This window comes from Maribacter huludaoensis, assembly GCF_029350945.1.
GTDB lineage: Bacteria > Bacteroidota > Bacteroidia > Flavobacteriales > Flavobacteriaceae > Maribacter > Maribacter huludaoensis.
Genome location: NZ_JARKMS010000002.1, coordinates 312650 through 336795 on the forward strand (window position 1 = coordinate 312650; position 24146 = coordinate 336795).

The following is a 24146-nucleotide window of genomic DNA, read 5'->3' on the forward strand; positions in this document are numbered from 1 at the left end:
AATTATTTCTTTTCTATTTCAACGTCTATTAATTTCTTCAATTCTTCCAATTCAGCTTTGCTTAAATTGGTTTCTTGCGTAAAAAATGATGCAAACTGACTGGCACTATCGTTGAAGAAATTTTTAATGAGTCCGTTTACATGTTTAGAGAAATAGTCTTTTTTCTTAACTAGCGGATAATATTCTCTGCTTCTGCCATAACTTTTATAGTCAATAAACTTTTTATCGGTCATCCTTTTCAACAAGGTGGCTACAGTAGTGGTAGCGGGCTTTGGTTCTGGGTAAGCATCCAATAAGTCTTTCATGAAAGCTTTCTTTTGCTTCCAAAGTATATTCATTAATTCTTCTTCCGATTTGGATAGCTGCATTTTCTACAAGTTTAGAATTTGTTCTACAAACATAGAATAAATAATTTGATTCTACAAATGTAGAGGTTAAATGCGTTTTTGGGTGTACTAAGATTTTTTAAAACCTAATATAATAGAAAGGGCAGCAGCTATAAGACCTGCGGCTAGCAGAACGTTTCCGTTTATGAATCCAAATTGCCAGTGTAGAATTTTAAATTGAGCACCAATAATAATACAAATTACCGCAATTGAATATAGAACTATGTTGATGATTTTCTTTTTTGAAGTAGGGGGCTGTTCCTCTAATGTGGAGGAATTATCATTCGAGAAAAATACATCTTTTATATAGGCAATGATGAAAATTACCAAGGCTATTCTAAAAATATAGGAAAATATATAACCATAATTTAAATGCAGAACTCTAAATAAGTAATGAAGTAAAAAGGAAATTAATAAAAATAACTTGGCATAATCTAACCAGTTTTTGATTGGTTTCTTGTAAAACCCTATAATGAAGAAAATAGCGATACCACCAACTGCTATAACCAATAATATTTCAGCATAGGGCCAATGCATTATTTTAAAGAGTATGGCAATTAATGCCATGGCAATGTTTAGTCTTAGAAATCGGTTGCTTTTTTCCTTGGTAATCAAAAGTTTTACTTCTTTGGTTTCTATGTAGAACGGCGAATAAAAGTTTTAAGTGTTTTCAAATAGGCTATGGTATGATTTGTTCCCTTTTAAAAGTTTAGATTTGCAGCCTAAAAGCAACCTAGAATGAGCGTAAAAGATAATTTAGAAGCACGTAGTGGTTCCACATGTGAATTATGTACCGGAACCAATAACTTAGAGGTTTTTGAAGTTGAACCAGTTTCTATAAGTGGGGTTGATTCTAGTATATTGGCATGTGAAACATGTCGTACTCAAATTGAAGACCCGGAACAAATGGATGCTAATCACTGGCGTTGTCTAAATGACAGTATGTGGAGCGAGTATGATTCTGTTAAAGTTGTGGCGTGGAGAATGTTATCTAGATTAAAATCTGAAGGTTGGCCCAAAGATTTGCTGGATATGATGTATTTAGAACCTGAGGTTTTAGATTGGGCAAAGGCTACGGGAGAAGGTTTGGCAGAAAGTGAGAAGATAATTCACCGTGATGTCAATGGTGTAATCTTACAAAATGGTGATAGTGTTGTATTGGTGAAAGACCTAAAGATTAAAGGTTCTAGTCAAGTAGCCAAACAAGGTACTGCAGTAAGGCGAATTTCGTTAGATAGGGAAAATGCTGAATATATTGAAGGCAAAGTGGGTCCTAACCTTACCGTAATCATCACTAAATACGTGAAAAAAATATAGTTGTTCGTTATTGGTTCTCGGCATCAATTTATCATCAAGAAAATATACTTCTACAATAAAAAACGTCTTTGTAAGCAAAGACGTTTTTTAATTTACTGTCAACTGTCAACTGTCAACTGTCAACTACTTCTTGGTCATTTCCGTAAAATATTGATAGAAATAAGGGATGGTTTCAATGCCTTTTAAGTAGTTCCATACCCCAAAATGTTCGTTAGGGGAGTGTATGGCATCACTATCTAAACCAAAGCCCATAAGAATAGTTTTACTTTTTAATTCTTTTTCAAATAGAGAGACTATAGGAATACTACCACCACTACGTTGCGGTATCGGTTTTTTTCCAAATGTGGTTTCGTATGCTTTTGATGCTGCTTGGTATGCATCAGTATCTATTGGCGTTACATAACCTTGACCTCCATGATGAGGTTTTACTACTACGGTAACACCTTTAGGTGCAATAGATTCAAAATGAGTTTTAAATAGCTCGGTAATTTCTCTCCAATCTTGGTTGGGTACCAATCTCATAGATATTTTAGCATATGCTTTACTTGCTATAACCGTCTTGGCTCCTTCCCCAATATAACCGCCCCAAATGCCATTGACATCTAAGGTAGGTCTAATGGAGTTACGTTCGTTTGTAGAATAACCTGCTTCACCATACACTGAATCAATATCCAAAGCTTTTTGATATTTTTCAATGCTAAATGGTGCTTTTGCCATTTCTGCGCGTTCTTCGGCGGAAAGTTCCTCTACCTTGTCATAAAACCCTGGAATGGTAATATGGTTATTTTCGTCATGTAAACTAGCAATCATTTTAGTTAAAATGTTGATCGGATTTGCTACGGCCCCACCATACAAACCAGAATGCAAATCACGATTAGGACCCGTAACTTCTACTTCAACATAACTAAGTCCGCGTAAACCAGTGGTTATAGAAGGGACATCATTGGCGATCATGCCCGTGTCCGATATTAAAATAACATCGTTTGCCAATTTTTCTTTATTCTCGGCAACATAAATACTTAAGTTATTACTCCCAACTTCCTCTTCGCCTTCGATCATGAATTTTACATTACATGGCAGCTGATCGGTTTTTACCATCAACTCCAATGCCTTTACATGCATGTACATTTGCCCTTTGTCATCGCAGGCGCCACGTGCAAAAATGGCTCCTTCTGGGTGTATATCGGTTTTTTTGATTACCGGTTCATAAGGTGGGGAAGTCCATAATTCCAATGGCTCGGCCGGTTGTACATCATAATGGCCATATACTAGAACGGTTGGTAGGTCTTTATTTATAATTTTTTCACCATAAACTATAGGGTAACCGGCTGTTTCATGAATTTCAACAATATCGCAACCTGCATCTTCTAGTTTTGATTTTACCATTTCCGCAGCGTTTAATACATCTTGAGAGAATGCAGGATCTGCGCTAACAGACGGTATTTTAAGTAGTTCTATGATTTCATTTAGAAATCGGTCCTTGTTTTCGGAGATATAATTCTTTACGTTTTTCATGCAATTTTTTATCTGACTTTTGATAAAAGTACAAAAAGCGTAATTTTTAAATAGCTAAAATTTAGAGAATTGATTTTTTGCATTATATTTGCACCCCGATAATCACATATCGTGATTTTGGAAAGTATGCAGGCGTGGTGGAATTGGTAGACACGCTAGACTTAGGATCTAGTGCCGCGAGGTGTGAGAGTTCGAGTCTCTCCGCCTGTACAACGAAAGCCTTTCAGGAAACTGAGAGGCTTTTTTTATGGATTTAGTTTTAAAAGGAGCATCCTAGATTTCTGTTTCTCATAAGAATTGTAAGTTTTAGTAGTTATTTACTTCTAATATTGGAGAAAGGATAGTTATGGGTTTCGAAAAAGTATCATTTACAAATTCTGAAGGAAAACAATTAGCAGCTAGGTTAGAAATACCTAATAATCAAGAAGCACATAGCTATGCCATTTTTGCGCATTGTTTTACGTGTAATAAGAATTTCTCTGCTGTTCGTAATATATCAAGGGCCCTAGTGAATAAAGGAATAGCAGTGCTCCGTTTTGATTTTACCGGGTTAGGCGATAGCGAGGGCAGTTTTGAGGACACCAACTTTTCATCTAACGTTTCTGACCTTATTTACGCATCTAAGTTTTTAGAAGTGAATTATAAAGCTCCCTCTTTGCTAGTAGGTCACTCACTTGGTGGTGCAGCCGTTATTTTTGCTTCTGCTAAACTGGAGTCCGTTGTTGCTGTTTCTACCATTGGGGCGCCATCTTCACCGGCACATGTGCAACATTTGTTCAAATCTAATGTAGATGAAATAAATGCAACCGGTAAGGCAAAAGTGAATATCGGAGGACGCGATTTTACTATCAAAAAGGATTTTATAGATGATATTGAATCTAAACCAATGAAAGAGGTCCTAAAGAATTTAAGAAAACCGTATTTGGTGCTGCATTCTCCTCAAGATACCATTGTAGGGATTGAAAATGCAAAAGAATTGTACCAGTATGCACATCATCCAAAGAGCTTTATTTCTATTGATAAGGCCGACCATCTTTTAATGGATAGTGTAGATTCTACCTATGTAGGTAATGTGATTGCAGTTTGGGCAGAGCGGTATTTGGATATTCCTAAAAGACAGTCTGTAAAAACTACGCATCAGGTGGCAGTAAGTATTGGTAATGAGGGTTTCACCTCTGAAATAGTGGCCGGTAATCATCTGTTGATTGCAGATGAGCCTAAGGATTTTGGCGGTAATGACTTTGGTCCTTCGCCTTATGACTACGTTTCATCTGGCTTGGGAGCTTGTACTGCTATGACTTTAAGAATGTATGCTTCAAGAAAAAAGTGGGACTTACAAAAGATTATAGTACATATTGATCACGGTAAAGAATATGCTCCTGATTCTCAAAATACTTCGACTATTAAAAAGATCGATACTTTTAAACGAAGTATAGAATTGTTCGGTAATTTAGACGATAGTCAAAAGAGTAGGTTAATGGAAATTGCAGATAAATGTCCTGTGCATAAAACCTTGTCCGCAACATCGGTTATAATAACAAAACTTAAATAAAAAAACTAAAATAATATGGTAAAAGCTATATGGAATAATACGGTAATTGCTGAAAGTGATGCTACGGTACAGGTTGAAGGCAACCATTACTTTCCGCCTTCCGCAATTAAAAAAGAATATTTTACAACTACGGATACACATACAAGTTGCCCCTGGAAAGGAGTAGCATCTTATTATGATATAAATGTTGATGGTGATGTCAACAAGGATGCCGCATGGTATTATCCAGAAGTATCAGAATTAGCAAAAGGTATTAAAGGGTATATCGCTTTTTGGAAAGGGGTAGAAGTGAAAGAAATCTAGCATTAAAAAAGGTCAGTGTTAAACTGACCTTTAAAATTTTATACGATTAAATCACTTACGCTGTAGCATTTTGTGGAGCCCAGTGGCTGCATGACATGCCTGGTGCTGCCTTTTGTGGGTTTGCACAATCGCTAGATTCAAATCTAATACAGGTTATACAATTGGTGTCATCCTTCAAAGCGGCTTTCATTTCAAAACTATCACAAGTATAACTATTACCAACTTTTACTCCATGAACTTTACAAGTATTCCCTTCTACTAAGTTGTCGCAATTAACGCAACTATTTCCTAATCTTATCGACATAATTTATTGTTTTACGTTCTATATAAATCTACGTTGCTAAACTTAAAAAAACAATTTAAATTGCTGTATTACAGTAGTATGTATTTAGATTATTTAAAAATAGAAGTATAGTTGAGTAACTCAATGGCTACTTTTGATATTTAGTATTCAGTGTGTCATTTTAATAGCTTGTATAATACTAGAATGTCTCCACTGACTTTAAATGCCTTATATTTAAAAGATTGAATATTGATGTTACCTTAAATGATATTTAGACTTTTTATCACTACAATAGTTCTCTTTGCACTACGCTTATTCGGGCAAGAGCTACCTCCTATTCAAAACTATACACCTATAGAATATAATGCCGGTAACCAGAATTGGTCTATGGCTCAATCTGCAGATCGGACTATATATGTAGCAAATAATGATGGCTTGTTAGAGTTTAATGGAAATTCTTGGTCATTGTACCAAATGCCTTATGGAACACCGGTAAAATCTGTTATGGCTTTTGATGACAAGATTTATACAGGTAGTTATATGGAGTTTGGCTATTGGGATCGTAATGCATACGGTAAATTAGACTATATATCCATTTCCGATCGGTTAAAAGAACCGCTTATAGAAGACGAGGATTTTTGGAATATAACACAGCTTAAAGATTGGGTGCTTTTTCAGTCTTTGGATAGGGTTTATGTTTATAATATACATAGTTCAACATTTCAAATTTTTGATGTTAGGAGTAATAATCCTAAAATATTTGAAATTGATGGTAAAATATACTTTCAAGATATAGGTAAAGGTTTTTTTACACTAGAAAATGGAGAGCCAATTATGGTTTCTGATGAGGCCGTGTTCAAGAATATAAATATTGTTGGGGCATTTAGTGTAGACAACCATATACTGGTCATAACTGAAGAAGGTTCTTTTTATAATTTAGGAAACGAAGGAATTATAGAATGGAAAATTACGTCTTTAGATGATTTTTCACTAACTAAAATTTTCAGTGCAATACAATTGCATGATGGTTCTTTTGTTTTAGGAACAATCTCAAAAGGAATATACCATTTAAATAAAAATGGGGGGGTATTAAAACATATAAATCAGGAAAAGGGAATTAATAATAATACTGTTCTTTCACTGTTTCAAGATAACGATTATAATCTCTGGTTGGGTTTGGATAATGGTATTAGTATTGTTAATCTAGAGTCGCCTTTTAGGGAATATATTGATTATGCAGGAAGTATAGGTGTAGTCTATACGGCAAAGAAAATAGATAATTTGTTATATCTAGGAACCAATCAAGGATTGTTTTACAAAAGAATAGATAGAAATGATGAATTTAAGCTAATAGATGGTACGGAAGGGCAGGTCTGGTCATTAAAGGAAATTGATGGTACCTTATTCTGTGGGCATCACACCGGAACTTATGTAGTAAGGAATGGAGAAGTAAATAAAATCTCGAGCGTGCCAGGCACTTGGGACGTTCAATCTATATCAGGTAGATCCAATTTGCTCATCCAAGGTAATTACAAGGGTCTTAGTATTCTTGAGAATGATGATGGTAATTGGAAGTACCGTAATAGTATCGTCGGTTTTGATAGCTCTACTAGATTTTTTGAAACTGTAGGCGATTATCATATATTGGTTAATCACGATTATAAGGGAGTTTATGATTTAAAAATTAGTAATGATCTTACTAGTGTTGAAAAGATAGACAGAAAAGAGTCAAAGGGAATTGGTTCTAGTTTATTAAGATATAATAACCAAATACTCTACAGTACTATTAATGGTGTTTTTAAGTATAACAAGAATAATGAGGAATTTATAGCAGAGTCTGTTTTAACGAATAACTTCTTCAATGAAGATGAGCATATTATAGGTATACTTAGGTCTACAAATAATTTTGAAAGACTTTGGGGTTTTACAAAAAATAATATAATTACGGTTTCCAAAGGACATTTAAGCAAGGAACCGCAAATGATTAAGATTCCAGTTCCAGCAGCGTTTAGGAGAACAATGGGTGTCTTAGGCTTTGAATCGGTGGTTCATCTAGGGGATGAGTTGTATTTAATAGGAATTTCTAATGGCTACATTACCTTAGATTTAAATGCTATTGAGAAAAGAGTATATGAAGTCAAGATTGGTTCTGCAATCAAAAAAATGCCAAACGATCTTGAAGATAATTTACTCATTCATGATAATCCACAAATATTATATGAAGAAAATAGTATTAGCTTTAATTATAATGTAGCCGAATATGATAAATATACGGAAGTCTATTATCAATACTTGTTAGAAGGTCTAGATGAGGAGTGGAGTAGTTGGAAACTCTCTTCAAGTGCTTCTTTTGATAATATACCTTATGGGGACTATAATTTCAAGGTAAAGGCTAAAATTGGTAATGATGTATCCAGCAATACTGCAAATTATAGTTTTACCATTTTAAGACCTTGGTATGTTTCATATTGGGCAATTATATGTTATATCATCATTGCAATGTTAACCTCGTTACTAATTCATAGAATTTATAAGAGCTATTATAAAAGGCAGCAGCTTCAATTAATAAAAGCCAATAACAAAAGATTGAAGCGTAAAAAGCTTAAGAACCAAAAAAAGATTGTTCAAATTAAAAATGAACAATTACAAGAACTTGTAGATAGTAAAAATAGAGAGTTGGCAATTTCTACAATGAGTATTATTAAGAAAAATGAATTTTTAAGTTCTATAAAGGATAAGTTGAAGGAAAGTTCAGATAATCCTCAGGTAAAATCTGTAATTAAAATAATTGATAGAAACATTAATAATGAAGATGATTGGAAGTTTTTTGAAAGAGCCTTTAATAATGCCGATAAAGATTTTTTGAAAAAAGTGAAAGGTAAACATCCAGAATTATCCGCTAACGATTTACGTTTATGTGCTTATTTAAGGTTAAACCTTTCTTCTAAAGAAATTGCTCCACTTTTAAATATATCTGTCCGCAGTGTAGAAGTTAAAAGATATCGTCTCCGTAAAAAAATGGGTCTTTCTCGTGAATCTGGTTTAACTGACTACATAATGGGTCTTTAATTTCCTCTACAAAACAAAATAATACCACAACATTACCACAACATTTTATGTTTTTGGTTGCTTTCTGTATGCTTTATTAATTAATAAGGTTTTGTTCATTCTACCCCTAAATATTGGTATTATCTATTTTTTTTAGGTTATAATTTGTATTGTATGTTTTTTGTAGTGGTAAAAATTTAGAATATGGTAATTATGTGTGTTAAATTGCTCTAGTGTTATCTTCTTGAATTGAATACAACAAAGATTGTTGTTTGAATCGCTTTTGATAATATTTAAAATTGAATAATTAACTCAACAAAAAAATTAACTATGAAAAATTTAAAGTATATCATGGTATCTTTATTTGCGGTATTAATGAGCTGTGACGGAGATGAAATTGATATTCCAGAATCGGTAATGCCTTCTAACTTAACGGTAAGCGCTCAAAATTTAGGAGAGGGTGTTTTTGAGTTTTCTGCGTCTGCGACAAATGCAAATTATTACCATTATGACTTTGGTGATGGTACTTCGGCATTAGAAACTTCTGGATTAACGACCAAAACTTATGATGAAATTGGGGATAATTCATATACGGTAACTATAACTGCTGGTTCTACGGAAGGGAAAAAGATTTCCGAAACATTGAATGTCTCCGTTTCATTGGCATTTACAGATACTGAGACTATTTCATTTTTGACCAACAATAGTTCAAAAACTTGGTTTTTAGCTGCTGCACAACCTGGGCATTTAGGTTTAGGACCTGCAAGAGAAGGAATTGATGGAGACTGGTGGTATCCTAAATGGTATTCTGCATCGGCGTTTGAAAAATGTGGTACAGATGATTCGGATTGTTTATGTGATGATGAACTAACATTTTCAGTAGATGATTCTGGAGCATTAACGTATATGTTGGATAACAAAGGGCAAACTTATTTTAATGTTGGGCACAAGGCTGTTGTAGGTGGTGCAGAAGATATTGATTTTTGTTATGATTTTGATACTACGGGATCAAAGAGCGTAGTTCTCTCAGAAGTGTCGGGTAATGTCCCAGATGATCAAACTACGGGAATTCAGATGAGTTTTTCAGATGGTGGTTTTATGGGGTATTATGTTGGCTCATCTACCTATGAAATCTTATCGATAAGTGATACTGAATTGTATGTTAGAACTTATGATACGGAAAATGCTGATCTGGCGTGGTACCATAAGTTTACATCTTCAGAAGCTGTAGAAGGTGCTGAAGAAAGCTTGGAAACTATATATACCAATTTGGTTTGGTCAGATGAGTTTGATGTTGATGGTGCGCCAAATCCTGCAAATTGGGCATATGACCTAGGTGCTGGTGGCTGGGGTAATGCGGAATCACAAACATATACCGATAAGGCTGAAAATGTAAAGGTAGAAGATGGGGTCTTGAAAATAACCGCAATAGCTGGCGAAGGTGAAGCAGCTGTTCACTATTTTGATGAAATGACTTTGGTCGATGCTGCAGGAGGTACCCAGTCTATAGAAAATTTTGAAGGTGTTGCTCCGGTTTTTACTGGTTTTGGTGGTGTGGGAACAGGTGTAATTGCCAATCCTGATGCTACTGGTGAAAACACAAGTGCTAATGTAGCGGAATCTACTAAAGCATTAGGTGCTGAAACTTGGGCAGGTTCATTTTTTGATTTATCTGCACCTGTTGATCTTGTTACTTATCCTATTATTACTTTAAAAACATGGTCACCTGCAATTGGTGCAAACATAATTTTAAAACTTGAGAACCAAGCAAACGCGGATGAGAATGTAGAGGTGAGCGTTAGTTCTTCTGTTGCCAATACCTGGGAGACATTATCTTTTGATTTTACAGGAGTTGCAGCAGGTACCTATGATCGCGTTGTGTTGTTTTTTGATTTTGGTGTATCTCCTTCTGGTGGCATCACATCCGGAAGAATAAAATCTGAAAATCTTTTTGAATTTACTTATGGTAGAGTTGAAATTAGAGCTAAACTACCTTCTTCTGGCGGTACTTGGCCTGCATTGTGGGCTTTAGGGGCTAATTTTGATGAGGTGGGTTGGCCTGCAGCCGGTGAGATTGATATCATGGAGCATGTAGGTAATAATAACAATACTATTAGTAGTGCATTACACTATCCAGGTAATTCTGCAGGAAATGCAGTTGTAGGTTCTACACCGGTAGAAAATGCTATCTCTGAGTTTCATAATTACACTGTTGAGTGGACGCCGGACAGTATTAAATTTGTTGTAGATGATCAATTGGTTCACAATAGTTTTGTAAACAATGCTACTACTCCATTTAATGCCGATTTCTTTTTAATTATGAATGTTGCAATGGGTGGTACGTTAGGAGGCACTATAGACCCAGCATTTACAGAGGATACCATGGAGGTTGATTATGTGAGAGTTTATCAATAAAATTAGTTAGTTATTTTTAAAAGGCTGTTGAATATTTTTCGGCAGCCTTTTATTTTTATGTTTCTTTAAAAAAATGAGCTTTTAAATGAATTGTAAATTTTAAGCAATCATCTTTCTAAGGTATTATAAATAAAAAATGCCCCTTGATCAAGGGGCATTTTTTTTAAAGTAATTTTTTTTCAATAAGGATTTGGTATTAAAAGATTAGACAATCCCCAAAAGGGCTAAAAAAGCTCCTACTACAACTACAGCTAAAAATGCATGCATTGCAATAACAAGCACGGATAGATAAGTCTCTACTCCGGTTTTAAAAGATAAATTGTTCATAACATTACCTACTTTAAAGTTACACTACTAAAGTTAGTTGAATTAAGCAACAATTCCATAGAAAAAGTTGTAAAACTCTCTTAAATAGATGTAAAATCCTACTTTATTGTGGTGTGTCGTTTATAAAAAATGCAATTCAGCCTAGAAATCTGTATTTCGTCGATGTCTGAATTTCAGTAATTTATAACATCACATCATCGTTTGTAAAGCTATATAGGCAATATTATTCTAAAATCTATTGAATTAAATTAAACCAATCTGCAATGCCAGCCAAGGGTACAGATAAAAGAATTATTACCAAGCAGGTAACCATTAATCTAAGAAATCCATTGAGTATTTTAACCCCTGAAGTTAATTCTTGTTTCATAATCATTGTTCTATTGTTCTGTACTCAATATGGGAGATCTAACCTAAAGTGCGGTTGAATAGGTTGGTAAAATCGATTAACGTATAGAAAATATCCTTATAAAGTATCTTTTCTATACAATAACTTGCCTTTTTTGAATTGATATAATAGGTGATAACTACGGGGGTTAATTGGTAAATGTTTGTTATTTTGAGGTGAAAACGGAGCTTAGTTTAGAAACAATTAGATTGGTTGCACCAGCTTTTTCTTGAATGTACGTAGTATTGATATTTCCAACTTTTAATCTGTAATCATTACTCGTATAACACTTGTCACTGATTTTTTGAAAGCTTTGGTAATTATGAACGGAAATGACTCCGCCAAGTGCTACTAGTTCTTCTGCCTCTGCAAATTCTTCAAACTGGGGACCTATTATTACTGGAATACCAAAAACTGCTGGTTCTAGTGTATTGTGGAGCCCGGTAGCAAAGCCTCCGCCAACATAGGCAACATCGGCATAACTGTAAATTTTTGTCAAAATACCGATGGTGTCTATGATAAGTACATCATAGTCCTTTAAAGTTGCCTTGTCCATTTCGGTATAGCGCATTACTTTTTTGCTTATGGCCCCGGTAATTTCTTGAATATGACTATTTTTAATTGTGTGCGGTGCAATAACAAACTTAATAGGCTGGTTGTTTTGGTTGATATAGTCAATAATGACTTTTTCGTCTTCTGGCCAAGTGCTACCAGCTACATAGCAATATTGTTCGTTTTTAAATAGTTTCATGAAATCTAGCTCGTTATTACGCTCTAAAATTTCACTTACCCGATCAAAACGGGTGTCCCCTGCAATGGTAACATTTGTAAGGTTACCAAAAGAACTTAATAGTTTTTTAGACTTTTCATTCTGTACAAATATATGGGTAAACTGGGTCATTGCTTTACGCATAAAACCACCGTACCATTTAAAATATATTTGATTTTCTTTAAACAATGCCGAAATTAAAAATGTTGGTATATCGTTTTTTTTCAGTTTCAATAGGTAGTTAGGCCAAATTTCATATTTAATGAATATGGCTATATCTGGGTGGGCAGCAGTTAAAAATGAATTTACTTTTGACTTGGTGTCCATAGGCAAATAGCAAATACAATCTGCTACCTTGCTGTCTTTTTTCACCTCATACCCGGAAGGTGAAAAAAAAGTAAGAAGTATTTTATGTGATGGATGTTGATCTTTTAGTTTTTCAATAACGGGCAATCCTTGTTCATACTCACCTAAAGAAGCGGCATGGATCCATATTACCTTGTCTTCTTTTGAAATTTTTTGATTGATCAAGGAAATAGTTTCTCTTCTTCCATTTACAAATAAGGATAGTTTTGTGTTTGTTAGTGCTAGGGCCTTTAAAATGGCAGAGGCACTGATGACGATAAGGTTATAGAGAAAGTACAAACTGATGCTTTTGGGCTAAATTACGTTTCTTTCCATAAAATTACTGTCGCCTGTTTCGTATTTTTGTATTGCTTCATGTAATTACAACAGATGAAAAAGATACAAATGGTAGACCTAGGTGGTCAATACCAAGAAATTAAAGATCAAGTAAATACTTCAATAACCCAAATATTAGAAACTTCGGCATTTATTAACGGACCTGAGGTGCACGCATTTCAAAAGGAGTTGGAAGAATATCTGCAGGTTAAACATGTAATACCATGTGCCAACGGTACAGATGCCTTGCAGATAGCAATGATGGGTTTGGGTTTAAAGCCGGGTGATGAGGTAATAACGGCAGATTTTACTTTTGCCGCAACAGTAGAGGTAATTGCCTTGCTACAGTTAACTCCTGTTTTGGTCGATGTTTATCCTGATACCTTTAACATTGACATTGAAGCGATCGAAAAAGCAATTACGCCCAAAACGAAGGCTATCGTTCCTGTTCATCTTTTTGGTCAATGTGCCAATATGGATGCAATTTTAGATTTGGCAAAAAAACATGACTTGTTCGTTATTGAAGATAATGCACAGGCCATTGGCGCCAAGTATCTTGCTAAAGATGGTACCAAACAGATGGCTGGCAGTATGGGTCATGTTGGTGCTACTTCTTTTTTTCCGTCAAAAAACCTGGGTTGTTATGGTGATGGTGGTGCAATCTTTACTAATGACGACAAACTGGCGCATACGCTTCGCGGTATTGTAAACCATGGAATGTATGAGCGCTACCATCATGATGTGGTTGGTGTAAATTCAAGATTAGATTCTATACAAGCGGCCGTATTACGTGCTAAATTGCCAAAGTTAGATTGGTATTGTGAAGCAAGAAGAAATGCAGCACGAGCCTATTCTAAAGCTTTTGAAGGGCAAGAGCATATTGTTACACCTGTAACGGTCAACAATTGTGGAGGTATTTGTGATGTGTGCGATTGTCACGTTTTTCATCAATACACGTTGCGTATAACAAACGGTAAAAGAGATGAATTGGCACAATTTTTAGCCAAAAATGAAGTTCCTTTTGGTATCTATTACCCAATTCCACTTCACAAGCAAAAGGCATATCTAGATGATAGATATAACGAAGCGGATTTTCCGGTTACAAATCAATTGGTCACAGAGGTATTGTCTTTGCCAATGCATACAGAGTTAGATCAAGAACAGATTGACCATATAACGCAGTTGGTTATCGGGTTTGTTAACGGGTAGTAAGTATAGTTTTCTAAATTTGATAACGTTCAAATAGTATTATAAATGAAAGTATTAGTAACAGGCGGATTAGGTTTTATTGGTTCTCATACCGTTGTAGAATTACAGAACAAAGGATTTGAAGTTGTCATTATTGATGACTGTTCAAATTCAGATGAAAGCGTTCTTGATGGTATAGAGGCAATAACCGGAAAAAAACCGGCTTTTGAAAAATTGGATTTAAAAGAAAAGCATAAGGTCGAAGACTTTTTTCAACGTTATCAAGATGTTACTGGTGTTATCCATTTTGCTGCATCTAAAGCGGTTGGTGAGAGCGTTGAAAAGCCTCTTTTATATTATGAGAACAACATAGGTACCCTAGTTTACATTTTAAAGGAATTGTGTAAAAAGAATAAAGCCAGCTTTATCTTTAGTTCTTCATGTACCGTTTACGGTCAAGCCGATAAAATGCCTATTACAGAAGATGCACCGGTTAAGGCAGCAGAATCTCCATATGGTAATACCAAGCAAATGGGCGAAGAAATCATTGCCGATACTTGTAAGGTGATACCGAATTTGAATGCTATTGCCCTACGTTATTTTAACCCAATGGGCGCACACCCTAGTGGTGAAATAGGGGAATTGCCCAAAGGTGTACCTCAGAATTTGGTGCCTTTTATTACCCAAACGGGTATAGGGTTAAGAGAAGAATTGTCGGTTTTTGGAGATGATTACCCTACGCCAGATGGTACTTGTATTAGAGATTATATTTATGTGGTTGATTTAGCTAAAGCCCATGTTGTAGCATTAGAGCGTTTACTTAATGGTAAAAATGAATCTAATTATGAGGTATTTAATGTAGGTACTGGTAAGGGTAGCTCTGTATTAGAGGCTATAAAGAGTTTTGAAAAAGTGTCTGGCAGAAAATTAAATTACAAGGTAGTAGGTAGAAGGCCTGGTGATGTTACTACCGCTTATGCAGATACAACAAAGGCAAATAAAGTTTTAGGCTGGAAAGCTGAATATAGCCTGGATGAAGCTATGAACTACGCTTGGATTTGGGAACAGAAAATACGTGACTGATTTTTTCAGGGTCTACAATATAAATAAGGGGAAATATGGCTATATTTCCCCTTATTTAATTTAAAGGCCGTCTGTTATGAAAAATTCGTTGTTTCTTTTAGTTTTGTTCGTGTTTTCAGTTGTATCCGCTCAAGATACCTATTTACAATGTGGGAAAATAGTTGATGTAGCATCTGGTAAAATCTTGTCTGAAAAAACAATAGTCATTTCAGAAAATAAGATTAGGGAGATTAGAAATGGTTTTGTTGCTGGAAGTGATGCCGACAAAACAATAGATCTAAAATCGAAAACTATTTTACCGGGCTTTATAGATATGCATGTTCATATTGAAAGCGAATCTAGTCCTTCAAGATATTTAGAAGCATTTACTTTAAATGAAGCCGATGTTGCTTTTGAGTCTACAGTTTATGCCAAAAGAACATTGATGGCCGGTTTTACCACAGTTCGTGATTTAGGTGGCTCAGGAGTAAATATCGCCTTAAAAAAAGCGATAAATAAGGGTACGGTGGTAGGACCAAGAATTTTTACTGCAGGTAAAGCACTTGCTTCTACCGGTGGTCATGCAGATCCTACTAATGGTAGAAGTAATGAACTAATGGGGGATCCAGGACCAAAAGAAGGTGTGGTCAATTCTCCCGAAGATGGTAGAAAAGCGGTACGTCAGCGGTATAAAGATGGTGCGGACGTTATTAAAATTACAGCTACGGGCGGCGTATTAAGTGTAGCTAAAAGTGGTCAAAACCCTCAATTTACCATTGAAGAAATAAAGGCGATTACTGATACGGCCAATGACTATGGTATGCTTACCGCAGCCCATGCCCATGGTGACGAAGGTATGCAAAGAGCTATTTTAGGAGGAATTAAAACTATAGAGCATGGTACATTGATGTCTGAGGAAACTATGGATTTAATGATTAAGCATAACACATTTATGGTTCCTACTATTTCTGCAGGCCAAGAGGCGGCCAGATTGGCAAAAATACCTAATTATTTGCCTCCGGTCGTTGCTAAAAAAGCTTTAGAAATTGGTCCTAAATTGAACGCTACATTTGCAAAAGCTTATAAAAAAGGGGTCAGTATAGCTTTCGGTACAGATTCTGGGGTGTCTCCCCATGGAGATAACGCTAAAGAATTTATTTACATGAATAAAGCAGGGATGCCAATTATAGAGGCGTTGCGCTCTGCCACTATAACAAATGCCATGCTTTTGGGTGAGAAAGAGTTAGGGCAGATCAAGGTGGGGTATATCGCAGATATTGTTGCTGTAAATGAAAACCCTTTAAACAATGTTGAAACACTTACGGACGTGGTTTTTGTAATGAAGGAAGGGGTGGTGTATAAACAATTGTAATAACTCCATTTTTTCTTTTCATAATTGTATCAATACGAATGATTGTATGAAGTTGAAAGTTGATAATAGTGAGCAACTAATACAGGTGGCCGTAGACGCTTTTCTAATAGTTGAATTGAAGCAGCAGGTAATTAAAGATTTTATGCTTGCGAATGTTCCCTTAAGTATGCCAAAAAATTTGGAGAATATTGCTTTTGTAGCTCTCATTCGTGAAAAGATATACTTCTTAATGATGGAGCATTTTGCAGAATATCTTAACTTAATGTATATCATAGATGTACCTGAACGTGAATTTCAGCATATAGAGATTACCGATACCGTAGATGTGGCGGATCAGGTTACATTCTTAATTTTAAAAAGAGCGTATAAAAAGGTATGGTATCGGAAAATGTACCAGTAATTTGTGTAACTGTTTTTATACTTTAATGTAAAATTCTTTTTTGTCCATAAAGTAGCCAACTAGCCAACAGGTAAGCATAACCCATAGGGCAAATAATAGAGATCCAAAGTAATCGCCAGTAGTAGCAATGAAAATATTGTTGGCTATCCAATTATATGCGGTAGTACCTTTCATGTTTATTTCTGCCAAACTAATTATAAAAAGCTCCGATAATAAATAGATAAACAAGGTGTTTCTGCCAAATACTTCAAAGAAATAAGTCCATTTTCCAGGTTTTAGTATGTCAAGAAAATATATTAAAATGGCAATAATAAATATATCAATACCGCTGGTAAGTAATACAAAAGAACTGGACCATAGCTTTTTGTTGAACGGAAGTATTAAATCCCACGCAAATCCCGTAATTATAAGAATGCCGGCAGCCATGAAGAGTTTGGCTATGGTTTCAAAATTTTGACCGCTCTTTTGAATGAATTTACCGGTAAAGTATCCGGCAATGACATTGACTATGGCAGGTAATGTACTTAATAATCCTTCAGGGTCAAAAGCCGTACCACCGTTGCCGTGATACAAATGGTCAGCTCCAATTAAAAATTTATCGAGTTTTAAAACGGCATTTCCCGTTAAGGTCAAGTCTCCAAATGCTACTAGAATAATATGATAACCTATTAGTGCTATCACACTAAAAAATAATACAGATTTTGTATTAAAATAATGGAGCAGAATAGAAGCGAACAAATAGCATAGTGCTATACGTTGTAATACGCCAAATATTCTGGTCTCGGCAATAGGTTTTAAGTTACCTTCTTCAAAAAATGGAAACCAATACATAAGAAACCCTAATAAGAATATTACCAAAAATCGTTTTAAAACTTTTTTAAAAAATGCGCTGTTTCCTAAGTTTTCGTACTTCTTCATACTAAAACTCATAGCATTGCCAACTACGAATAAAAATGTAGGGAAGACAAGATCGGTAAGTGTAAACCCGTTCCATGCAGCATGCTTTAATATTCCAAAACTGGTATCTCCGTTTCCGGGAGAGTTTACGACGATCATGAGGGCTACATCCATTCCCCTAAAAACATCCAATGAAAGATATCGGTTTTTCAGTTTGTTCATGCCGGTCGGTTTGGTTTGTTGAAGGGTAATGATATATTAAAAATAAACTCGAACAAAAGGCATTAGTGCATTGCCGTAAATACTCTTGGTGTCATCGTACAATACATCGTAACGTAGTCCAAAAGTTACATTTCTATTACTGTAACCGGCACCTATAAAGAATGCGGGTAGCCAATAATTATCTTCAATATTTATGGTCGGTGTCGTAATCGTTCTATTTATACGTAATTGCTCAAATTCTGCGGATAGTTGTATTTGTGGTAATGGATTGTATAATGATAGAACACTGCCGCCATAGGCCAATAATTTATCATTGTCAAACTTGGCATAATTAAAACTTAAACTGGCCCCAGAAGCAAATTTGTCGTTAAATTGATAAATGGCACTTGGTGCAATAGATCCATTGAATCCATTATTTGTGAACCCTAATCCAATACTTCCACCAAATCTAACGTTATTCCAGAAATCAGAATTGTTTTTTGATGCTTGGGCAAGTGTTATGGTGATATTTAACGTTGCTAACCCAATGAAAATTATTTTTTTTAAGCTCATATGACGATTTTGTTTTAAAGTTTCGTTTTTTTCAATAATACATGGCATTCTATCGTTAGATATTGTAAATGTTGTATTTTTGTTAGAAATTTATTCTAAAGATACAGAAAGTAATTCATGGATAAATATTCCTTTTTAAATACCGTTCATACCTCTTTTTTTTCAGAGTTATACGATAAGTACTTAGTAAATCCAGATAGTGTAGAGCCAAGCTGGAGAGCCTTTTTTCAAGGATTCGATTTTGGGGTTGAAAGCTCTTTAGACGAGTTGGAAATCGATGAAAATCGAACTACGGTTGTAGTAAACGGCCATTCTAGTGAAATGCCGGAATCTCTTCAAAAAGAGTTTCAGGTAATTCGCTTGATCGATGGTTACCGAAGCAGAGGCCATCTGTTTACTAAGACAAACCCCGTACGTGAACGAAGACATTACGAGCCAACTTTAGAAATTGAAAATTTTGGATTAGCTTCTTCTGATCTGGAAACTGTTTTTAATGCCGGTGACGTAATTGGTATAGGTCCCAGCTCTTTAAAAGAGATTGTTAGGCATCTACAAAGTATCTATTGCGATGCTATTGGAGTAGAGTATATGTATATTCGAAAACCAGAGCGTGTTAAATGGATCCAAGATTGGATAAACGTAAATGACAATCATCCTAATTTTGAGCCAGACCGTAAAAAACATATTCTTAAGAAGCTTAATCATGCTATATCTTTTGAAACTTTTTTGCATACTAAATACGTAGGGCAAAAAAGGTTTTCATTGGAAGGTAATGAATCATTGATACCTGCCTTGGATGTAATTGTGGAACGCGCCGCTGAAATGGGTGTGAAGCAATTTGTTATGGGTATGGCTCACCGTGGTAGATTGAACGTGCTTACCAATATATTCGGTAAATCCGCTAAAGATATCTTCAGTGAATTCGATGGTAAAGACTACGAGCAAGAGATTTTTGATGGTGATGTTAAATATCACTTAGGTTGGACGTCTGATAGAAAATCTGACAACGGTAATAAAATTAAGATGAGCATTGCTCCTAACCCATCTCACTTAGAGACGGTAGGTGCTGTCGTTGAGGGTATTGCAAGAGCAAAACAAGATGCGGATTATCAAGATGATATTTCTAAGGTTTTGCCTATTGTAGTTCATGGTGATGCTGCTATAGCTGGTCAAGGTTTGGTCTATGAAGTGGTTCAAATGGCCGGGCTAGATGGATATAAGACCGGTGGTACTATACATATAGTGGTAAACAATCAAATTGGTTTTACAACAAACTATTTAGATGCCAGAACATCTACCTATTGTACCGATGTTGCCAAGGTAACGTTGAGTCCGGTGTTACATGTTAATGCAGATGATGCGGAGGCTGTAGTACATGCATCTCTTTTTGCGTTAGAATATAGAATGCAGTTTAAGGGAGATGTGTTTATAGATTTGTTGGGGTATAGAAAATACGGGCATAATGAAGGTGATGAACCAAGGTTTACACAACCAAAATTATACAAGGCTATATCCAAGCATAAAAATCCAAGAGATATATATGCAGAGAAACTTATTCAAGAAGGTGTTATTGATAGCACTTACGTTAAGCAGTTAGAAAAGCAGTATAAGGATTCTCTTGAGGAAAAATTAGAAGATTCCCGGAAAGAAGACAAAACTGTAATTACTCCGTTCATGGCAGATGAATGGAAAGGTTTTGAGAATGTCCGTGAATGGGAGATGATGGATGCCGTGAATACTAAATTTTCTAAAACCAAATTAAATAAAATTGCCAAGGTAATAACTGCTTTGCCAGAGGGGAAAAAGTTTTTACGTAAAGTTGAGAAGTTGGTTAAAGATAGGTACAATATGTATTTTGAAGCCGATAACTTAGACTGGGCAATGGGTGAGCTCTTAGCTTACGGTTCTTTACTGGAAGAAGGGTATGCAGTTCGTATGTCCGGGCAAGATGTGGAGCGTGGTACTTTTTCTCACCGTCATGCGGTAATGAAAGTTGAAGAAAGTGAAGAAGAGGTTATTTTGTTAAATCACCTTTCTGAAAAGCAAGCTAAATTTCAGATATATAATTCACTATTGTCAGAATATGGTGTTGTAGGTTTTGACTATGGTTACGCCATGGCAAGTCCTAATACATTAACTATTTGGGAAGCGCAATTTGGAGATTTCAGTAATGGAGCTCAAATTATGATCGACCAATATATCTCTGCGGCAGAAGATAAATGGAAACTTCAAAATGGTTTGGTAATGTTATTGCCTCACGGTTATGAAGGGCAAGGTGCAGAGCATTCTTCGGCAAGAATGGAGCGTTATTTGCAACTATGTGCAAAAGATAATATGTATATAGCGGATGTAACTACGCCAGCGCAGATGTTCCATATTCTTCGTAGACAAATGAAGGCTAATTTTAGAAAGCCTTTGATCATATTTACGCCTAAAAGTTTGTTGAGGCATCCTAAAGCGGTGTCTAAGATTGCAGATTTAACTACCGGAGGTTTCCAAGAGGTAATAGATGATGAAACCGCAGATGTCAAAAAAATAAAATCTTTGGTATTTTGTACGGGTAAATTCTATTATGACCTTCTGGCGGTCAAAGAAGAGAATTCTAGGGATGATGTGGCATTGGTAAGAATAGAGCAATTGTTTCCTATTCCTGAAAAGCAAATTAGGGAGGCTATTGCCAAATATAAGAATGCGGACGATATAGTTTGGGCTCAGGAAGAACCTAGAAATATGGGGGCGTGGAGCCACCTGTTAACGCATTTTGATGAAGCTAGGAATTTTAGAGTAGTTTCTAGACGTTTTTATGCGGCACCCGCAGCGGGTAGTTCTGTACGTTCAAAAGCACGTCACCAACAAGTTATAGATTACGTCTTTGATAAGACAAAGGACAATATGTCCAAACCTAAAAAATAAAATAACATATCAAATTATAGAAAGAATGATTCTAGAAATGAAAGTCCCTTCGCCGGGAGAGTCTATCACAGAGGTAGAGATAGCGGAATGGTTAGTTGAAGATGGGGATTATGTAGAAAAAGATCAAGCAATTGCTGAGGTAGATTCTGATAAAGCTACTTTAGAATTGCCTGCAGAAGTTAGTGGTACAATTACATTAAAAGCAGAAGAGGGCGATGCTGTTGCCGTTGGTGCCGTTGTTTGTTTAATTGACACAAGTGCAGCAAAACCAGAAGGTGATTCTGGTGCAACAAGTGCTCCTAAGGAAGAGAAAAAAGAAGCCCCTAAAACTGAAAAAGCTCCACAGCCAGTTCAGGCTAAAGAAACTTATGCTTCAGGTGTTCCTTCGCCTGCAGCCAAGAAAATATTGGATGAAAAAGGTGTAGACAGTACATCTGTATCCGGTTCTGGCCGTGATGGCAGAATTACCAAGGAAGATGCTGTAAATGCAGTGCCTTCAATGGGGTCGCCAACTGGTGGAAGCCGTGGTGAGTCCCGTTCAAAACTTTCTATGTTACGTAGAAAAGTAGCTGAGCGATTAGTATCCGCAAAAAATGAAACGGCTATGTTGACCACTTTTAACGAAGTGGATATGAGTGCTGTATTTGAACTTAGAAATAAGTATAAAGAGGATTTTAAAAGTAAGCATGGTGTAGGGTTAGGATTTATGTCCTTCTTTACTAAAGCCGTAGTTAGGGCTCTAGAAATGTATCCTGCCGTTAATTCTATGATTGATGGTAAGGAAATGATTTCTTATGATTTCTGTGATATTAGTATTGCGGTATCGGGACCAAAAGGATTAATGGTTCCTGTAATCCGTAATGCTGAAAACTTAACATTTAGAGGTGTTGAAGCTGAGGTAAAAAGATTGGCGATCAGAGCTCGTGAAGGTGAAATTACCGTAGATGAAATGACGGGTGGTACATTTACTATCACTAATGGTGGTGTATTTGGTTCTATGTTGTCTACGCCAATTATCAACCCGCCACAAAGTGCTATTCTAGGTATGCATAATATTGTAGAAAGACCAATTGCGCGTGACGGAGCTATTGCGATAGCGCCAATTATGTATGTTGCATTGTCATATGATCACCGAATTATTGATGGTAAAGAATCTGTAGGGTTCTTGGTGGCAATCAAAGAAGCAATAGAAAATCCAGAAGAAATATTGATGGACAATAACGTTAAGAAAGCTTTGGAAATGTAATTTTCTAAAATTAGAATAAAGTAAAAAGCGTTGAGATTACTCAACGCTTTTTCTTTTTTAGATAAATACATTTTTTATCATAGTCAATAATAGCCTTGGACTTTTTTAGAATGTCTGCTCCTATAATTCCGTCAACAGGTTCTGCATTATGTGCCGTAAGTGCTTCGTTCACATGCTTCAGGTCAAATAATACAATTTCCAGTTTTTTAAACTTCCAGGAATTTAAATTTATCGTATTCCTTTTGGATACCAATGTTTCCATATTTGTGGCGCCCGCACCCGCCGCTTTAATTATAGATTCTTCTGAAATTAAGTTAAAATGCGCAATACGATCTAAACCTATACAGGTATTAGATGCTCCGGTGTCCAATATAAATCGTCCTTTAACAGAATTTATTTCGGCATAAATCTCAAAGTGATCGGTCGTAGTCAAAACTAAGGGAATGCGTACGTAATTTTTATCCTTCAAAAATTTTTTGAGGGTTGTCATAATTCATTTTTTTTCAAAGATAAGCCTATTTTTGCGGCATGATTATAACAGATACACATACCCATTTATATGGTGAAGCTTTTGATGATGACCGAAGAGAAGCTGTGCAGAAAGCAATTGATTTAGGCGTAAAACGGTTTTTTATTCCTGCTATAGATTCTACGTATACAGAAAGTATGTTGGCACTAGAGAAAGATTTTCCGGGGTATATGTTTTTAATGACAGGTTTGCATCCCACGCATGTGAAAGAGAATTTTGAAGAAGAGTTGGCCCATGTAGAAGAAATGTTAAATAAGCATACGTATTATGCCATTGGTGAAATAGGAATTGACCTTTATTGGGAAAAGAAGTATTTAAAAGAACAGCAAATTGCTTTTAGAAAGCAAATACAAATAGCGAAGAAGCATAAATTGCCTATCGTTATTCATTGTCGGGAAGCTTTTGATGAGGTGTTTGAAATACTAGAGGAGGAGAAAGGGGATAATTTAAGAGGAATTTTTCATTGCTTTACGGGTACATTTGAGCAGGCAGAAAAAGCAATTTCATATAATATGAAGTTAGGTATTGGTGGGGTTGTAACTTTTAAGAATGGTAAAATAGATACTTTTCTAAAAAATATAGATTTAAAACATATAGTTTTAGAAACTGATGCGCCCTACTTGGCACCTACACCTTACAGGGGTAAAAGAAATGAAAGTGCATATATTGTTAATGTTCTAGAAAAGTTAGCGGATATTCATAGTGTTTCAAATGAGGAAATAGCTTTGCTTACAACAGAGAATTCCAAAGAGGTTTTCGGAATTTAATAATTATAATAAAATGC

Annotated in this window: 20 protein-coding genes and 1 tRNA gene; 13 read left to right on the forward strand and 8 right to left on the reverse strand. The window is 35.6% G+C overall.

Going from position 1 to position 24146, the window contains the following annotated elements; all coding sequences use genetic code 11:
* Positions 1 to 2: 2 nt before the first annotated feature.
* Together PXC01_RS06420 and PXC01_RS18415 are read right to left on the reverse strand one after the other, a co-directional pair.
* Positions 3 to 368 (reverse strand): BlaI/MecI/CopY family transcriptional regulator, encoded by a 366-nt coding sequence (locus tag PXC01_RS06420; RefSeq protein WP_058104004.1) that lies wholly within the window; start codon positions 366 to 368, stop codon positions 3 to 5.
* Between the two features lie 87 nt (positions 369 to 455).
* Positions 456 to 953, reverse strand: coding sequence for a GldL-related protein (locus PXC01_RS18415; protein WP_338089451.1), 498 nt, complete (start codon positions 951 to 953; stop codon positions 456 to 458).
* A gap of 171 nt (positions 954 to 1124) precedes the next feature.
* Between PXC01_RS18415 and PXC01_RS06430 the strand changes: the two genes are divergently transcribed.
* Positions 1125 to 1703, forward strand: a complete 579-nt coding sequence (locus PXC01_RS06430) for a PhnA domain-containing protein (protein WP_276471498.1) — start codon at positions 1125 to 1127, stop codon at positions 1701 to 1703.
* 123 nt (positions 1704 to 1826) lie between these two features.
* Here PXC01_RS06430 and PXC01_RS06435 read toward each other — a convergent pair whose 3' ends face one another.
* The gene (locus PXC01_RS06435) at positions 1827 to 3218 is read right to left on the reverse strand and encodes a dipeptidase (protein ID WP_276471499.1); all 1392 of its coding nucleotides are present in this window, start codon (positions 3216 to 3218) and stop codon (positions 1827 to 1829) included.
* Positions 3219 to 3346: 128 nt separating this feature from the next.
* Here PXC01_RS06435 and PXC01_RS06440 point away from each other — a divergent pair.
* From PXC01_RS06440 to PXC01_RS06450, 3 genes are all read left to right on the forward strand, one after another.
* Positions 3347 to 3428 (forward strand) — tRNA-Leu (locus PXC01_RS06440).
* Positions 3429 to 3564: 136 nt separating this feature from the next.
* Positions 3565 to 4770, forward strand: coding sequence for a bifunctional alpha/beta hydrolase/OsmC family protein (locus PXC01_RS06445; RefSeq protein WP_276471500.1), 1206 nt, complete (start codon positions 3565 to 3567; stop codon positions 4768 to 4770).
* 15 nt (positions 4771 to 4785) lie between these two features.
* Entirely contained in the window at positions 4786 to 5073 is a 288-nt protein-coding gene (locus PXC01_RS06450) for a DUF427 domain-containing protein (protein ID WP_276471501.1), read from the forward strand.
* Between the two features lie 55 nt (positions 5074 to 5128).
* On the opposite strand, the gene PXC01_RS06455 is transcribed toward PXC01_RS06450, so the two are convergent.
* A complete protein-coding gene (locus tag PXC01_RS06455; RefSeq protein ID WP_276471502.1) occupies positions 5129 to 5377 on the reverse strand; it encodes a hypothetical protein in 249 nt (82 codons plus the stop codon).
* A gap of 243 nt (positions 5378 to 5620) precedes the next feature.
* On the opposite strand from PXC01_RS06455, the gene PXC01_RS06460 reads away from it, so the two are divergent.
* Both PXC01_RS06460 and PXC01_RS06465 read left to right on the forward strand, forming a co-directional pair.
* The gene (locus PXC01_RS06460) at positions 5621 to 8425 is read left to right on the forward strand and encodes a helix-turn-helix and ligand-binding sensor domain-containing protein (RefSeq protein WP_276471503.1); all 2805 of its coding nucleotides are present in this window, start codon (positions 5621 to 5623) and stop codon (positions 8423 to 8425) included.
* Positions 8426 to 8734: 309 nt separating this feature from the next.
* Positions 8735 to 10819, forward strand: a complete 2085-nt coding sequence (locus PXC01_RS06465; protein WP_276471504.1) for a glycoside hydrolase family 16 protein — start codon at positions 8735 to 8737, stop codon at positions 10817 to 10819.
* Positions 10820 to 11697: 878 nt separating this feature from the next.
* On the opposite strand, the gene PXC01_RS06470 is transcribed toward PXC01_RS06465, so the two are convergent.
* On the reverse strand, positions 11698 to 12945 hold the full coding sequence (locus PXC01_RS06470; protein WP_276471505.1) for a 3-deoxy-D-manno-octulosonic acid transferase: 1248 nt from the start codon (positions 12943 to 12945) through the stop codon (positions 11698 to 11700).
* Between the two features lie 90 nt (positions 12946 to 13035).
* Between PXC01_RS06470 and PXC01_RS06475 the strand changes: the two genes are divergently transcribed.
* The 4 genes from PXC01_RS06475 (at position 13036) to PXC01_RS06490 (ending at position 17003) form a co-directional block, all read left to right on the forward strand.
* On the forward strand, positions 13036 to 14190 hold the full coding sequence (locus tag PXC01_RS06475; protein ID WP_276471506.1) for a DegT/DnrJ/EryC1/StrS family aminotransferase: 1155 nt from the start codon (positions 13036 to 13038) through the stop codon (positions 14188 to 14190).
* A gap of 45 nt (positions 14191 to 14235) precedes the next feature.
* Complete coding sequence (gene galE, locus PXC01_RS06480; RefSeq protein WP_276471507.1) at positions 14236 to 15252, forward strand: UDP-glucose 4-epimerase GalE; 1017 nt, start codon at positions 14236 to 14238, stop codon at positions 15250 to 15252.
* 76 nt (positions 15253 to 15328) lie between these two features.
* Entirely contained in the window at positions 15329 to 16603 is a 1275-nt protein-coding gene (locus tag PXC01_RS06485; RefSeq protein ID WP_276471508.1) for a metal-dependent hydrolase family protein, read from the forward strand.
* 46 nt (positions 16604 to 16649) lie between these two features.
* Positions 16650 to 17003: a hypothetical protein gene (locus PXC01_RS06490; protein ID WP_276471509.1), complete on the forward strand. Its 354-nt coding sequence runs from the start codon at positions 16650 to 16652 to the stop codon at positions 17001 to 17003.
* A 15-nt stretch (positions 17004 to 17018) separates the two neighbouring features.
* Here PXC01_RS06490 and PXC01_RS06495 read toward each other — a convergent pair whose 3' ends face one another.
* Both PXC01_RS06495 and PXC01_RS06500 read right to left on the reverse strand, forming a co-directional pair.
* On the reverse strand, positions 17019 to 18122 hold the full coding sequence (locus PXC01_RS06495) for an acyltransferase family protein (RefSeq protein ID WP_276471510.1): 1104 nt from the start codon (positions 18120 to 18122) through the stop codon (positions 17019 to 17021).
* Between the two features lie 36 nt (positions 18123 to 18158).
* A complete protein-coding gene (locus PXC01_RS06500) occupies positions 18159 to 18674 on the reverse strand; it encodes an alpha-ketoglutarate decarboxylase (protein ID WP_276471511.1) in 516 nt (171 codons plus the stop codon).
* A gap of 117 nt (positions 18675 to 18791) precedes the next feature.
* On the opposite strand from PXC01_RS06500, the gene PXC01_RS06505 reads away from it, so the two are divergent.
* Positions 18792 to 21587 (forward strand): 2-oxoglutarate dehydrogenase E1 component, encoded by a 2796-nt coding sequence (locus PXC01_RS06505; protein WP_276471512.1) that lies wholly within the window; start codon positions 18792 to 18794, stop codon positions 21585 to 21587.
* A 25-nt stretch (positions 21588 to 21612) separates the two neighbouring features.
* A complete protein-coding gene (odhB, locus tag PXC01_RS06510) occupies positions 21613 to 22833 on the forward strand; it encodes a 2-oxoglutarate dehydrogenase complex dihydrolipoyllysine-residue succinyltransferase (protein ID WP_276471513.1) in 1221 nt (406 codons plus the stop codon).
* Between the two features lie 40 nt (positions 22834 to 22873).
* On the opposite strand, the gene PXC01_RS06515 is transcribed toward odhB, so the two are convergent.
* Positions 22874 to 23323, reverse strand: coding sequence for a retropepsin-like aspartic protease (locus PXC01_RS06515; protein WP_276471514.1), 450 nt, complete (start codon positions 23321 to 23323; stop codon positions 22874 to 22876).
* Between the two features lie 38 nt (positions 23324 to 23361).
* Between PXC01_RS06515 and PXC01_RS06520 the strand changes: the two genes are divergently transcribed.
* Positions 23362 to 24129, forward strand: a complete 768-nt coding sequence (locus PXC01_RS06520) for a TatD family hydrolase (protein WP_276471515.1) — start codon at positions 23362 to 23364, stop codon at positions 24127 to 24129.
* Positions 24130 to 24146: the final 17 nt, after the last annotated feature.

Excerpts from the sequence above, each read along its gene's own strand:
- PXC01_RS06520 (WP_276471515.1), top strand. The coding sequence starts at position 23,362 with ATGATTATAACAGATACACATACCCATTTATATGGTGAAGCTTTTGAT.
- PXC01_RS06465 (WP_276471504.1), top strand. The coding sequence starts at position 8,735 with ATGAAAAATTTAAAGTATATCATGGTATCTTTATTTGCGGTATTAATG.
- PXC01_RS06435 (WP_276471499.1), bottom strand. The coding sequence starts at position 3,218 with ATGAAAAACGTAAAGAATTATATCTCCGAAAACAAGGACCGATTTCTA.
- PXC01_RS06430 (WP_276471498.1), top strand. The coding sequence starts at position 1,125 with ATGAGCGTAAAAGATAATTTAGAAGCACGTAGTGGTTCCACATGTGAA.
- PXC01_RS06490 (WP_276471509.1), top strand. The coding sequence starts at position 16,650 with ATGAAGTTGAAAGTTGATAATAGTGAGCAACTAATACAGGTGGCCGTA.
- PXC01_RS06420 (WP_058104004.1), bottom strand. The coding sequence starts at position 368 with ATGCAGCTATCCAAATCGGAAGAAGAATTAATGAATATACTTTGGAAG.
- galE (WP_276471507.1), top strand. The coding sequence starts at position 14,236 with ATGAAAGTATTAGTAACAGGCGGATTAGGTTTTATTGGTTCTCATACC.
- PXC01_RS06455 (WP_276471502.1), bottom strand. The coding sequence starts at position 5,377 with ATGTCGATAAGATTAGGAAATAGTTGCGTTAATTGCGACAACTTAGTA.
- PXC01_RS06505 (WP_276471512.1), top strand. The coding sequence starts at position 18,792 with ATGGATAAATATTCCTTTTTAAATACCGTTCATACCTCTTTTTTTTCA.
- PXC01_RS18415 (WP_338089451.1), bottom strand. The coding sequence starts at position 953 with ATGGCATTAATTGCCATACTCTTTAAAATAATGCATTGGCCCTATGCT.
- PXC01_RS06460 (WP_276471503.1), top strand. The coding sequence starts at position 5,621 with ATGATATTTAGACTTTTTATCACTACAATAGTTCTCTTTGCACTACGC.
- PXC01_RS06475 (WP_276471506.1), top strand. The coding sequence starts at position 13,036 with ATGAAAAAGATACAAATGGTAGACCTAGGTGGTCAATACCAAGAAATT.
- PXC01_RS06445 (WP_276471500.1), top strand. The coding sequence starts at position 3,565 with ATGGGTTTCGAAAAAGTATCATTTACAAATTCTGAAGGAAAACAATTA.
- PXC01_RS06515 (WP_276471514.1), bottom strand. The coding sequence starts at position 23,323 with ATGACAACCCTCAAAAAATTTTTGAAGGATAAAAATTACGTACGCATT.
- PXC01_RS06500 (WP_276471511.1), bottom strand. The coding sequence starts at position 18,674 with ATGAGCTTAAAAAAAATAATTTTCATTGGGTTAGCAACGTTAAATATC.
- PXC01_RS06495 (WP_276471510.1), bottom strand. The coding sequence starts at position 18,122 with ATGAACAAACTGAAAAACCGATATCTTTCATTGGATGTTTTTAGGGGA.
- odhB (WP_276471513.1), top strand. The coding sequence starts at position 21,613 with ATGATTCTAGAAATGAAAGTCCCTTCGCCGGGAGAGTCTATCACAGAG.
- PXC01_RS06450 (WP_276471501.1), top strand. The coding sequence starts at position 4,786 with ATGGTAAAAGCTATATGGAATAATACGGTAATTGCTGAAAGTGATGCT.
- PXC01_RS06485 (WP_276471508.1), top strand. The coding sequence starts at position 15,329 with ATGAAAAATTCGTTGTTTCTTTTAGTTTTGTTCGTGTTTTCAGTTGTA.